The sequence below is a fragment of the Aliiroseovarius crassostreae genome, assembly GCF_049803815.1.
Taxonomy (GTDB): Bacteria; Pseudomonadota; Alphaproteobacteria; order Rhodobacterales; family Rhodobacteraceae; genus Aliiroseovarius; species Aliiroseovarius crassostreae_A.
The window spans coordinates 161,490-174,008 of sequence record NZ_JBNAGI010000004.1 but is presented as its reverse complement, the minus strand read 5'-3'; the positions used below and the strand labels follow the sequence as shown (position 1 = coordinate 174,008).

Sequence of the window (12,519 nt, the reverse complement as noted above, 5' to 3'; positions counted from 1 at the left end):
CGTCAAACAGGTGCGAACACGGGACCCGACACGGGGGCATATGATTTGAACAGGGCAGAGTATGAGCGATATTTCCGAACTGGAGACCCGCATCACCACGGCGCTGGAACGCATTGGCACCGGGCTGAATGCGCTGGCCCCCGCCAAACCGGACAACAGCGATGAGGTGGCGGCCCTGCAGGCCGCGCTGGAAGAAGAACGCACCGCCAATGCGCAATTGGAAGAGCGTGTGAAGGCGATCAAGGAAAAGCAGGACAGCACGGTTCAGACCCTGTCTGACGAGGTTGAACGGCTTGCGGATCTGCTGGACGAAGAAGAGGCGACCCTGGCCAAGCTGCGCCAGGTCAATGCAGAGCTGCGCGCCAATAATGATGCGCTGCGCGAAGCGGTCAGCCAAGGTGTGGCGGAACCCCATCTGATCAATAAGTCGATGATGGCAGAGCTGGAAGGTCTGCGCGCCGCGCAAACCGCGGACCGTGCCGAATTGGATGCGGTTCTGGCGGAACTGAACGGGGTGATCGCGGCCACGCAAGCTGCGTCGCAGGAACAGGAGACAGTAGATGCCTGACGTGGTGATCAAAATTGGCGGGCGCGATTTCGACGTGGCCTGCCAGGAGGGCGAAGAGCATTTCCTGAAATCTGCCGCGGCCATGCTGGATGCGGAAGCATCTGTTCTGGTGGGGCAGATCAGTCACCTGACGGAAAGCCGGATGTTGCTGATGTCTGGCCTGATGCTGGCCGATAAGACCGCTGGGATGGACGACAAACTGAAGGCGGCCGAGAAACAGATGGCAGAGCTGCGTGCGGAAATTGATGCATTGAAAAACGCCGAACCGCAGAAGGTTGAAGTGCCGGTGGTGCCGTCCAGTGTGACCGACACGCTGGCCGAGATCGCGGCGCGGGCCGAAGCGATCGCTGCGGCGGTGGAAGAGAAGCAAGCCTGATGCAACGCCTTGCCCACCGATCACGTGGAACATTAGGGGTGTGCTTGGCGCTGTGTCTGCTTGCCCCAATGGCGCCACGCCTTGCATGGGCGGGGGTGGCAATGAACGGCGATGTTTATGACTGTGCCCGGGGGGCTGTGGTTCAGGCCACCTATATGAACGCGGGCGATGCGTCATATGCGGTTGTCCTGGTTGAGGGCCGTCAGGTGGGCATGGACCGGGTGCAATCGGCATCCGGTGCAAAATACGCGCAAATTCAAGAAGACGGCAAAGATGCGGCCGGGTATGTCTGGTGGACCAAAGGGGACGAGGCGTTCTTGCTTTGGGTTGACCCTGACACCGGAACGGACGACATGATCCTGACGGGGTGCAAGGCGCGATAAAGGGGCCGCGCCTCGCGTTTGATGTCAGATACTACGCTGTGCCGATCAGGCGTTCGCTTCGCGGATCTTGTCGGCGGCTTCTTTGGAATAAGCCACACCATTGTCGTCAAAGAGCGTGTCCAACTCACCCGACAGGGTCATCTCGGTGACGATGTCGCAGCCGCCGACAAATTCGCCCTTTACGTAAAGCTGCGGGATGGTCGGCCAGTCGGAGTATTCTTTGATGCCATTGCGGATCTCTTCATCCGCCAGCACGTTCACGTCGGCGTAATCCACGCCCATGAAGTTCAGAACGCCGGCCACGCGCGAGGAAAACCCGCATTGCGGCATGTCCTTGGTGCCTTTCATGTAAAGCACCACGTCGTTGGATTTGACGAGTTCATCAATTTGGGTTTTTGCGTCAGTCATGATTGTTGTCCTTACGCGCTTTGGCGCTTTCTTTCATTTGAGAGATGTATGGGAGTAATTTCAGCCAGATCAGCGCTGCAAATATGCAGATTGCCAGTGCTGATATACCCCAATCGTGTAGGTTCACTCGGGTGCCTTTGTGGTCAGCGCCAGCGCGTGCAGTTCTCCACTGTCGATCTGCGCCTTCACCGTGGCGTTCACCGCGCGTTGCTGCTGCACGCGGTTCATATTGCGAAAGCTTTCGTCCACCACCTCGGCCGCCCAGTGATTGCCGTCGCCGGCCAGGTCGGTGATGGTGATTGTGGCGTCAGGAAAACCTGCGCGGATCAGGTCTTCGATGTGTTGCGCTTCCATGGCCATGTGGCGGGATCCTTGTTCATGCGTTTGTTGGAGCAAATCTAAGTGTGCGGAGCGGGGGCTTCAAGCCAGAAGCGTGTTTGGGGGTGTCTTCTGAGGTCTCGCTGCTGGATTTTCACTAGAAAACTAGAAAACTAGAAAACTAGAAAACTAGAAAACTAGTTTTGTGCTAGATGGTCACACGCGATGCAGGGCTATTCCTTGCGGGCATATGCGGACCGAAAGCTGCTGAGCGCCTTTTGCAAATCGGCAAACAGCCCGTTGGCCTCGGCTTCTATCAGGTCGTCAACACTCCATCCGTCTTCCGGTGCCAGCAAGGATAAGGCGCGCTTGCGTGTGGCCTCTTGATCCGCGTCAAGTGGAAGGGATGCGGCCAACGTGAAGATTTCCAGCAGGTCATGCACCCGGCGCAACCGGCGATAGCTTTCCGCCATCTCCGCCTTCAAGTCCGGGCTGTCGCGCCAGGATTTCCCGGGATAGAGCACTTGGCTCAGATATTGTCCGGCGCCCTTGCAGTCAAAGGCCTCGCAGGCCGAAAACCCGTGCCATTTCAGGTTCTTGTGGATCTTGCATCGGTTCTTGTCATTCAGATGCGGGCAGGGGGTGAGCGCGGGTTTGGAGAGCGCAAACCCGTCGCTTTTGTCGAAGGCGGGGGCCACGCAGCAGATGCCTATGCAGGCAGAACATTCCGCCTGCAGCGCGGGCATGGCCCCAGCCGCCATCAACGATGGGCCTTGTCAAATCCGGTGCGATAAATCTCGCGCAGCTCTTCCAGCGACGCTTCTGAACCACCCAGTTTCACCGTGTCGCCTGTGAAGCGGCCCACCGAGGTCAGGGTCACGCCAGCTTGGCCCGCCGCAATCATCAGCCCTTCGGCCTGATCAAAGTTCAGCGCCACAAGGTAGCGCCCCTGATCTTCACCAAACAGCGTCGGCGTGTCGGCGGCATCAAGTTGGACGCCCACCCCACCGGCTTCGGCCATCTCGAACGCGGCCATCGCAAGGCCCCCATCCGAGATATCGGTGCAGGCTTTGATCAGGTCGCGGTTATTGCGGATGAACTCGCCGTTCTTCTTCTCGACCTCCAGATCCACATGCGGCGCGTCGCCATCTTCGCGGTTGAAGACTTCGGCCAGCAGGGCGGATTGGCCCAGATGCCCAACCATGTCGCCCACCATCATCGCCACGTGACCGTCGCGCGCATCGCCCCCGATCAGGTTGTCGAGATCGTCGATCAGCCCCACGGCCCCAATGGTCGGGGTCGGCAGGATCGCCTGACCGTCGGTTTCATTGTAAAGCGACACGTTGCCCGACACGATTGGCACGTCCAGCGCGGCCACGGCTTCGCCGATGCCTTTGATCGCGCCCACAAACTGCCCCATGATTTCAGGCTTTTCCGGGTTGCCGAAGTTCAGGTTGTCGGTGGTGGCGAGCGGTTTGGCCCCCACCGCGGTCAGGTTGCGATAGGCCTCGGCCACCGCCTGACGCCCGCCTTGCAGCGGGTTGGCGCGCACGTAGCGGGGCGTCACGTCCGAGGTGAAGGCCAGCGCCTTGTTGGTGCCATGCACCCGCACGATGCCCGCGCCCAGACCCGGGGCGCGCACCGTGTCGGCCATCACCATGTGGTCATATTGTTCATAGACCCAGTTTTTCGCGGCGTAGTTGGGCGAGCCCAGCAGCGCTTTCAGCCCGTCAATCCCGTCGATCTCCGGCACATCGGCCAGTTCCTCGGCCTGCGGGGTTTCCACCCAGGGGCGGTCATACTCAGGCGCACGGCCCGACAGCGGCGACAGCGGCAGGTCGGCTTTCACTTCGCCGTTGTGCATGATCAGGAAGCGGTCTTCCGGCAGGGTTTCGCCCACGATGGCAAAATCCAGATCCCATTTTTCAAACACCGCGCGGGCCGCGTCTTCCAGTTCAGGGTTCAGCACCATCAACATGCGTTCCTGGCTTTCCGAGAGCATCATCTCGTAAGCGGTCATGTTTTCTTCGCGCTGCGGCACATCTTCGAGGTTGAGCTTGACGCCCAGCCCGCCTTTGTCGCCCATTTCCACGGCGGAACAGGTCAGGCCAGCCGCGCCCATATCCTGGATCGAAATCACGGCGCCGGTCTGCATCAGCTCCAGCGTGGCCTCCATCAGGCGTTTTTCGGTGAACGGGTCGCCAACCTGCACGGTGGGGCGCTTTTCTTCGATTGTGTCGTCAAATTCAGCTGACGCCATCGTGGCGCCGCCAACGCCGTCACGACCGGTTTTTGCGCCAAGATACACAACGGGCATTCCGACGCCGGAGGCGGCCGAGTAGAAGATTTTATCCGCGTCTGCCAGACCCGCCGCAAAGGCGTTCACAAGGCAGTTGCCGTTATAGGCCGGATGGAAACGCACTTCGCCGCCCACATTCGGCACACCGAAGCAGTTGCCATAGCCGCCGATCCCTTCGACCACGCCATTGACCAGCGTTTTCGTCTTCGGGTGATCAACCTCGCCAAAGGACAGCGCGTTCATCGCGGCAATTGGACGGGCGCCCATGGTGAACACGTCGCGCAGGATGCCGCCCACGCCGGTGGCCGCGCCCTGATAGGGTTCGATATACGAGGGGTGGTTGTGGCTTTCCATCTTGAAGATGACCGCCTGACCGTCGCCAATATCCACCACGCCCGCGTTTTCGCCGGGGCCACAGATCACCTGCGGGCCTTCGGTGGGCAGGGTGCGCAGCCATTTCTTCGACGATTTATAGGAACAATGCTCGTTCCACATGGCCGAGAAGATGCCCAGCTCGGTGAAGGTGGGGTCGCGGCCGATGATCTCCAGGATCAGCTCATATTCATCCGGTTTCAGCCCGTGGGCTTCAATAAGATCGGTGGTGATCGCTGGTTCTTGCATCTGGCGCATGTCCCTTACTTGCGCGCCCGAAGGGGTCAGATCCGCGGGCGCATTGGCAGTTGCGGCCTCTCTTATGGGAAAAGAAGGCGTGTGGGAAGCCTGTAGCGGCGGTTCTGGGCAAGAAGGGGGAAAAAGCCCGCCCCCGGAAGATCGGGAAGGCGTTTGGGCAAAAAAAAAGGCCGGGCATAGCCCGGCCAAGTCCAACAGGGAGGTAAAAGCCGAAGGGCAGAGCCCGTACTCGACTTTGAACCTGATTTAGGCTTTGGTATGGCTTCGCGCAAGTGCAAATGCTGCATTGCGGCTATGCGTCACATGCATGGCTATGGGGGCGTGCGCGCCCTGTATACATGGGCTTTGCAGTAAGTTGCCGTAAGGTCAGGGTTTTTTCCGTTTGCGCTGCGCAATGATCTCTTCTGTCACAAAATCCCTAAACGCCGCGATGCGTTGGGATTGGCGCAATTCCTCGGGGTAGGCGAGGTATACCGGGATGTCTTTGCTTTCCGCCTCGGGCAGGACGCGCTGCAATTCCGGGAAGTCTTCGATGATGTAATCGGGCAAGACGCCGATGCCCAACCCGTTCAGGGCGGCCTGCAAGACGCCAAAATAATTGTTCACGGTCAGGCTGGATTGCACCCCATAGGCCAAAAGCTCGCGCACAAGGGCGGCGCCCGCAGACACCTGATGGGCTGAGGTGCTTTGGCAAATGATCTTGTGCTGTTTCAGGTCCTCATAGCTTGTCGGCGTGCCATGGCTTTCCAGATAGGCGGGCGAGGCGTAAAGGCGCATATGCACGTCCATCAGCCGCTTGCGAATGAGGTCCGCCTGGCTGGGTTCCTTCATGCGGATCGCCACGTCGGCTTCGCGCATCGGCAGGTCCAGCACCCGTTCTTCCAGCATCAGGTCAATTGTCAGATCCGGGTATTTTTCATAAAATTTCGGCAGGCGCGGGGCAAGCCACAGCGACCCGAAGGCGGTGGTGGTGGTCACGCGCAGCTCGCCATAGACCTCTTCCTTGCTGTCGCGAATGCGCGCCACGGCGGCCTCGAGCCGGTGCGACATGGCATTGGTGGCTTCAAACAGCAGTTCACCCTGTTCGGTGAGAATCAGTCCGCGGGCGTGGCGGTGAAAAAGCGTGGCGTTCAGGCTTTCCTCCAGCGCGCGGATCTGGCGGGACACGGCGGATTGCGACAGATGCAGCGCGTCCCCCGCATGGGTGAGCGAGCCCGCATCCGCGACCGCGTGAAAGATTCTGAGTTTGTCCCAATCCATCGTGAAAGAACCAGTAAGCTGTTAGCGCATATATTTCCCAAGTGTTATCGCGGGAATTGTGTCAAAATCCAATGACTAATCCGACAAATCCCCTTGGAAACGTCCGGGACGTGGCGGAAATAAAACAATTGAAAGGTCAGAAATTATGACCTAATATTGAGGTGAGATCGCAATCAGGCCAAATCGCCAGGTCATATCGTCGGGAGGACGTCATGGGCAAGCAACAGATCACATTGAACGACAAGTTCGACCTGTCCAAAGAGCAGGTGCTGCTGAATGGCACGCAGGCGCTGGTGCGGCTGATGTTGATGCAAAAGGCGCGCGACGAGGCGGCAGGGCTGGACACGGCGGGCTATGTGACCGGTTATCGCGGATCCCCCCTTGGGGCGGTGGACCTGTGGATGTCGCGGTCGGATAAAATCCTGAAAGAACATGATGTTCTGTTTCAGCCGGGCCTGAACGAAGACCTGGCCGCCACCGCGCTTTGGGGCAGCCAACAGGCTGAACTGCGCGGCGAGGGGGCGCATGATGGCGTCTTTGGTCTGTGGTACGGCAAAGGGCCGGGGGTGGATCGCACCGGTGATGTGATGCGCCATGCCAATATGGCGGGCAGCGCGCCGCATGGTGGGGTGCTGATGGCGATGGGCGATGACCATACCGGGGAAAGCTCCACCGTGTTGCACCAGTCCGACTGGGCCATGGTGGATGCCTATATCCCGGTTCTGTCGCCCGCTGGCGTGCAGGAAATCCTTGATTTCGGGATTTATGGCTATGGTCTGAGCCGCTTTGCCGGCGTTTGGGCGGGGCTGAAGGTGATGAAAGACACGGTCGAGGCAACCTCGGTTGTGGATGGCCGCCCGGACCGGATGCAGTTGGTCACGCCGGAGTTTGACATGCCCGAAGGGGGGCTGAACATTCGCTTAGGCGATGCACCGGTGGTGCAAGAAGCGCGGATGATCGACTATAAACGGTTCGCGGCAGAGGCCTATGCCCGTGCCAACCGGATCGACAAACGGGTTTGGGGCACGCCCGGGGCCAAGATCGGCTTTGTGGCCGCGGGTAAGAACTGGCTGGATCTGGTCCATGCGCTGAACCTGCTGGGCATTGACGGCGCCGAGGCCGAACGGCTGGGCATCACCACCTATAAGATCGGTCAGACCTTCCCGCTGGATATGCAAAGCTTTGAGGAATGGGCCGAAGGGCTCGATCTTATTGTTGTTGTTGAAGAAAAGCGCAAACTGATCGAGGTGCAGATCAAAGAGGCGATCTTTGACAACCGGCAAGGCCGTCGGGTGTATGGATGGCACAAAGGCGAAAAGACCGAGGGCGGAAAGCCGATTGAGCTCTTTCCCACCCGCTATGCGCTGGACCCGATCATGATTGCCGAGAAACTTGGCGGCATCTTGATCGAAGAGGGGCGTGGCACCGACGCGGTGAAGGCGGGGCTGGACAAGATCAGCGCGGCCAAACTTGCCGATAATGCGCCCAATATCGCCGCCCGCCTGCCGTTTTTCTGCTCGGGCTGTCCTCATAATACGTCGACCCAACTGCCGGACGGGTCCCGTGCCTATGCCGGGATCGGCTGTCACTACATGGTGCAATGGATGGATCGTGACACGGTCGGCTTTACCCAGATGGGCGGCGAAGGCGCCAATTGGGTGGGCGAAGCGCCGTTTTCCAAAACCAAACATGTGTTCCAAAACCTCGGCGATGGCACCTATAACCACTCCGGCATCCTGGCGGTGCGCGCCGCTTTGGCCGCAGGCACCACAATCACCTACAAGATCCTTTATAATGACGCCGTTGCGATGACCGGCGGGCAGACCAACGAAGGCGATTTGGACGCCGTGCGCATTGCGCGCGAAGTGCAGGCAATGGGGGTGAACGACATCTTCGTGGTCTATGACGACAAGGAAGATGTGGATGCGGCGCAGTTCCCCAAGGGGCTGTCCTTCCATACCCGCGACGAGCTTTTGGAGGTTGAGCGAAAATGCCGCGAGATCAAGGGTGTATCGGTAATCCTTTACATTCAGACCTGTGCCGCCGAAAAGCGCCGCCGCCGCAAGCGGGGGCTCTATCCCGACCCGGACAAGCGCATCTTCATCAACACCGATATCTGCGAAGGCTGTGGCGATTGCGGCGTGCAGTCAAACTGCGTGTCGATTGTGCCGGTGGAAACCGAGCTGGGCCGCAAGCGCGCCATTGATCAGTCGTCCTGCAATAAGGATTTTTCCTGCGTGAACGGGTTCTGCCCCAGCTTCGTGTCCATCGAAGGGGCCAAGATCAAGAAGGCGGCGACGGCGGCTTTGGACCTGCCCGAGATGCCCCTGCCGACGCTGCCCGCAATCAACGGCACGTTCAACACCGTGGTCACCGGGGTGGGCGGCACTGGGGTTGTGACCATCGGCGCGATCCTCGCCCAGGCCGCGCATATCGACGGCAAAGGCGCGGGGATGATGGAAATGGCCGGGCTGGCGCAAAAGGGTGGGGCGGTCACCGTGCATTTGCGCCTTGCGGAAAAGCCCGAAGAAATCTCGGCCATCCGCGTCGCCACCGGCGAGCTGGATGCGCTGATCGGGTGTGAACTGGTGGTCTCTGCCGCCTCGACCACGTTGGGTCTGACCCAGACGGGGCGGACGGGGGCCATTGTCGACAGCCATGAAACCGTGACCGGAGAGTTCACGCGCGACAAGGATTTCACCATCCCGGGCGATCAGTTGCAGCTGTCGCTTCAGGCGCGCCTGCAAGACAAGGTGCACCTGTTTGATGCGACCGAACTGGCCCGCGTGCTGATGGGCGACAGTATTTTCTCGAACATGATGGTGCTGGGGGCCAGCTGGCAGGCGGGGATTGTGCCGCTGACCCATGAGGCGCTGATGCAGGCGATTGAACTGAACGGCCAGGCCGTTGACCGCAACACACGCGCGTTTGAGATTGGGCGCTGGGCGGTGCTGCATCCGGAAGAGGCCGCCCGGTTTATCGAGGCGGATGTTGTGGATCTGCCCAAGACGCTCGAAGAAAAGATTGCCTTCCGCGTGGATCACCTGACCAAATATCAGGACGCGGCTTACGCGGCGCGGTATCGCGCCTTTGTCGACCGCGCCCCGGACGCGCTGCGCGAGGCGGTGGCGCTGGGCTATCACAAGCTCTTGGCCTACAAAGATGAATACGAGGTCGCGCGCCTCTTGTGTGACACACGCGATAAGGCGAAGGCCGAGTTCGATGGCGACCTGAAACTGACCTACCACATGGCGCCCCCGATCTTTGGCGGCGAGGATGCCAATGGTCGCCCCAAAAAGCGCGCCTTTGGGACCTGGTTTGAACGGGTGGCCCCGCTTTTGGCGCGGATGAAATCCTTGCGCGGCACGGCGTTGGATCTGTTCGGCAAGTCCGAAGAACGCCAAATGGAGCGCGCGCTGATCGACCAGTATGAGGCGGATATGGGCGAGGTGATGACCCGCCTGACCCCGGACACCTTGTCACTGGCCAAAGCGCTGGCGGAACTGCCGCTGGAGATCCGCGGCTTTGGTCCGGTAAAGGCCGAGAATGCCCGCAAAGCCGCAGCGAAGCGCGAAAACCTGTTGGCGCGGATCCGGGAAGGGCGTGGGGTGACACAGGCCGCAGAGTGATATTGGTTGCAGAGAGAGATTTGCGGCAAAGGGTTGCCCGTTTGCGGACAGAATCTGTGTCAGTTCAAATCGATGATGGATTTCTGCCGCGAACGGACCTATGCCTTGTGTAACGCCTTTTGGGGCCGATGAACGGACCCTGACGGGCATGTTGGACGACAAGCACAAGGAAGAGGCAGATGGCAGTAGGGGTATTCGATTCGGGTCTGGGCGGTTTGACGGTTCTGGACGCGGTGGCCAAGCGCCTGCCAGAGGTCGATTTCGTCTATTACGGTGACAATGCCCACGCACCTTACGGGGTGCGCGACGCTGATGATGTCTACAACCTGACCACCAAGGCGGTGGAACGGTTGTGGGAGGAAGGCTGTGATCTGGTGATTCTGGCGTGTAACACCGCCTCGGCCGCCGCGCTGCGCCGGATGCAGGAAGCGGGTATGCCGGAAGGCAAGCGGGTTCTGGGCGTGTTTGTACCGCTGATCGAGGCGCTGACCGAACGCGCTTGGGGCGACAACACCCCGCCGCGTGAGGTGGAAACCAAGCATGTGGCGCTGTTTGCCACCCCCGCCACCGTCGCCAGCCGTGCCTTTCAGCGCGAGTTGGCGTTCCGCGCCATCGGTGTGGATGTCGAGGCGCAAAGCTGTGGTGGCGTGGTGGACGCCATCGAGGAAGGCGACATGATCCTGGCCGAAGCCTTGGTGAATTCCCATGTGGATGCCTTGAAACGCAAAATGCCCAATCCCGAGGCTGCGATCCTGGGCTGCACCCATTACCCCTTGATGGAGAAGGAGTTTCAGGCAGCACTTGGCGCGGATGTGAAAGTGTTCAGCCAGGCCGGTCTGGTGGCCGAAAGCCTGGCCGATTACCTTGATCGCCACCCGGATATGAAGGGCGAGGGGACGCAAAGCAGATTTCTGACCACGGGAAACCCCGCGCAGGTGTCCTCGCGCGCGACCCAGTTCTTGCGACGAAAGATCACGTTTGACGCGGCCTGATTGAAGCGGGCGCCCAAAACCATTAGATCATTCGCAACTCGCAAGGAGGTCGTGATGACCCATAAAATCGCTATTCTTGGCGCCTCTGGCTATACCGGCGCCGAACTGGTCCGGCTGATCGCCACCCATCCGACCATGGAAATTGTCGCCCTGTCTGCGGATCGTAAGGCGGGGATGGAGATGGCCGAGGTCTATCCGCATCTGCGCCATCTGGATCTGCCGAAACTGGTGAAAATGGACGAGATCGACTTTTCAGATGTCGATCTGGCCTTTGCCGCGCTGCCCCATGGGTTGTCGCAGGCGTTGGTGCGCGATCTTCCCGAACATGTGAAAGTGGTCGATCTGGGCGCGGATTTCCGGCTGCGTGATCCGGCGGCGTATCAGAAATGGTACGGGGCGGAACATGTGGCGGTAGAACTGCAGAAAACCGCGGTCTACGGCCTGACAGAGTTTTACCGCGACAAGATCAAATCGGCGCGGCTTGTGGCGGGCACCGGGTGCAATGCCGCGACCGTGCAATACGCGCTGCGGCCGTTGATTTCCAATGGGTTGGTGGATCTTGATACAATCATCTGTGACCTCAAGAACGGCATTTCGGGGGCCGGGCGGTCGCTGAAGGAAAACATGCTCTTTGCCGAACGCTCGACCGATGTGATGGGCTATGCACAGGGCGGCAAGCACCGCCATTTGGGCGAGTTCGATCAGGAGTTTTCCCTGCTGGCGGGCCGCGATGTGCGCATCATGTTCACCCCGCATCTGGTGCCGGTGAATCGGGGCATTTTGGCCGATTGTTACGTGCAAGGGGATCCGGACGCGATACACGCGGCCCTTGTTGATGCTTATCAAGACGAGCCCTTTGTGACCGTGCTACCCATGGGCCAATTGCCCGGCATGGGGCAGGTGATGGGGTCGAACCAATGCCATCTGGGTGTTGTCGGCGACCGCGTTCCCGGCCGTGCCTTGGTGGTGTCTGCGCTTGATAACCTGTGCAAAGGGTCGTCCGGGCAGGCGCTGCAAAACGCCAACCTGATGCTGGGCGAAGAGGAAACAACGGGGCTGATGCTGGCGCCGGTCTTCCCGTAAGGCCCGCCGCAACCGGATCGCCCCGCGCGCGAACAGAAAAAAGGAGTGTCCCACCATGGCTGGGATGAAGAACCTGAAAAAAACCCGTCGGATCCAGATTATCGTTCTGGCGTTTGTGGCCTTGGCGATTGCCACCGGGCTGATCGGATACGCTCTGCAGGACGGGATCAACTATTACCGCTCGCCGAGCGAAGTGATTGCAGAGCCGCCCGCGTCAAACGAGGTGTTCCGCATGGGCGGGCTGGTCACCGAAGGCTCGATTGTGCGGGGCGAAGGCGAAACGGTCAGCTTTTCTGTCACCGATGGGGCAGAAATCGTGCCCGTGCGCTTTACCGGCATCCTGCCTGATCTGTTTGCCGAAAATCAGGGCATGATCGGCACGGGGACTTACGTGGACGGCACCTTTGAAGCCTCTGAAATTCTTGCCAAACACGACGAGAATTACATGCCGAAAGAGGTGATGGACAGCCTGAAGGAAACCGGGGTCTACGTGGACCCGAACTCCTGATTTCAACAATCTTAACGTAATTTAACGAGCCTCTTCCCCGTGTTTTAAGCGCGGGGAGAGACCCG

At 59.9% G+C, this 12,519-nt stretch carries 12 protein-coding genes; 7 read left to right on the top strand and 5 right to left on the bottom strand.

Annotation, left to right across the window (positions count from 1 at the left end; genetic code table 11):
- The first annotated feature begins 61 nt into the window (after window positions 1–61).
- From ACP15V_RS12395 to ACP15V_RS12385, 3 genes are all read left to right on the top strand, one after another.
- Window positions 62–568, top strand: a complete 507-nt coding sequence (locus ACP15V_RS12395; protein ID WP_424944012.1) for a hypothetical protein — start codon at window positions 62–64, stop codon at window positions 566–568.
- On the top strand, window positions 561–944 hold the full coding sequence (locus ACP15V_RS12390; RefSeq protein WP_424944011.1) for a cell division protein ZapA: 384 nt from the start codon (window positions 561–563) through the stop codon (window positions 942–944). Before ACP15V_RS12395 ends, ACP15V_RS12390 begins: the two co-directional genes overlap by 8 nt.
- Window positions 945–1,045: 101 nt before the next feature.
- Complete coding sequence (locus tag ACP15V_RS12385; protein ID WP_424944010.1) at window positions 1,046–1,327, top strand: MliC family protein; 282 nt, start codon at window positions 1,046–1,048, stop codon at window positions 1,325–1,327.
- 45 nt (window positions 1,328–1,372) lie between these two features.
- Here ACP15V_RS12385 and grxD read toward each other — a convergent pair whose 3' ends face one another.
- From grxD to ACP15V_RS12360, 5 genes are all read right to left on the bottom strand, one after another.
- Window positions 1,373–1,735: a Grx4 family monothiol glutaredoxin gene (gene grxD, locus ACP15V_RS12380; protein WP_424944009.1), complete on the bottom strand. Its 363-nt coding sequence runs from the start codon at window positions 1,733–1,735 to the stop codon at window positions 1,373–1,375.
- A 123-nt stretch (window positions 1,736–1,858) separates the two neighbouring features.
- The gene (locus ACP15V_RS12375; protein WP_424944008.1) at window positions 1,859–2,095 is read right to left on the bottom strand and encodes a BolA/IbaG family iron-sulfur metabolism protein; all 237 of its coding nucleotides are present in this window, start codon (window positions 2,093–2,095) and stop codon (window positions 1,859–1,861) included.
- 191 nt (window positions 2,096–2,286) lie between these two features.
- Window positions 2,287–2,799, bottom strand: a complete 513-nt coding sequence (locus ACP15V_RS12370; RefSeq protein ID WP_424944007.1) for a hypothetical protein — start codon at window positions 2,797–2,799, stop codon at window positions 2,287–2,289.
- A gap of 14 nt (window positions 2,800–2,813) precedes the next feature.
- Window positions 2,814–4,973 (bottom strand): phosphoribosylformylglycinamidine synthase subunit PurL, encoded by a 2,160-nt coding sequence (purL, locus tag ACP15V_RS12365; RefSeq protein WP_424944140.1) that lies wholly within the window; start codon window positions 4,971–4,973, stop codon window positions 2,814–2,816.
- Between the two features lie 375 nt (window positions 4,974–5,348).
- Window positions 5,349–6,242: a LysR family transcriptional regulator gene (locus ACP15V_RS12360; protein WP_424944006.1), complete on the bottom strand. Its 894-nt coding sequence runs from the start codon at window positions 6,240–6,242 to the stop codon at window positions 5,349–5,351.
- Between the two features lie 212 nt (window positions 6,243–6,454).
- Between ACP15V_RS12360 and ACP15V_RS12355 the strand changes: the two genes are divergently transcribed.
- The 4 genes from ACP15V_RS12355 (at window position 6,455) to ccmE (ending at window position 12,454) form a co-directional block, all read left to right on the top strand.
- Window positions 6,455–9,871, top strand: coding sequence for an indolepyruvate ferredoxin oxidoreductase family protein (locus ACP15V_RS12355; RefSeq protein ID WP_424944005.1), 3,417 nt, complete (start codon window positions 6,455–6,457; stop codon window positions 9,869–9,871).
- Window positions 9,872–10,050: 179 nt separating this feature from the next.
- On the top strand, window positions 10,051–10,863 hold the full coding sequence (gene murI / locus ACP15V_RS12350) for a glutamate racemase (protein ID WP_424944004.1): 813 nt from the start codon (window positions 10,051–10,053) through the stop codon (window positions 10,861–10,863).
- Window positions 10,864–10,917: 54 nt separating this feature from the next.
- A complete protein-coding gene (gene argC / locus ACP15V_RS12345) occupies window positions 10,918–11,946 on the top strand; it encodes an N-acetyl-gamma-glutamyl-phosphate reductase (protein WP_424944003.1) in 1,029 nt (342 codons plus the stop codon).
- 64 nt (window positions 11,947–12,010) lie between these two features.
- A complete protein-coding gene (ccmE, locus tag ACP15V_RS12340; RefSeq protein WP_424944139.1) occupies window positions 12,011–12,454 on the top strand; it encodes a cytochrome c maturation protein CcmE in 444 nt (147 codons plus the stop codon).
- Window positions 12,455–12,519: the final 65 nt, after the last annotated feature.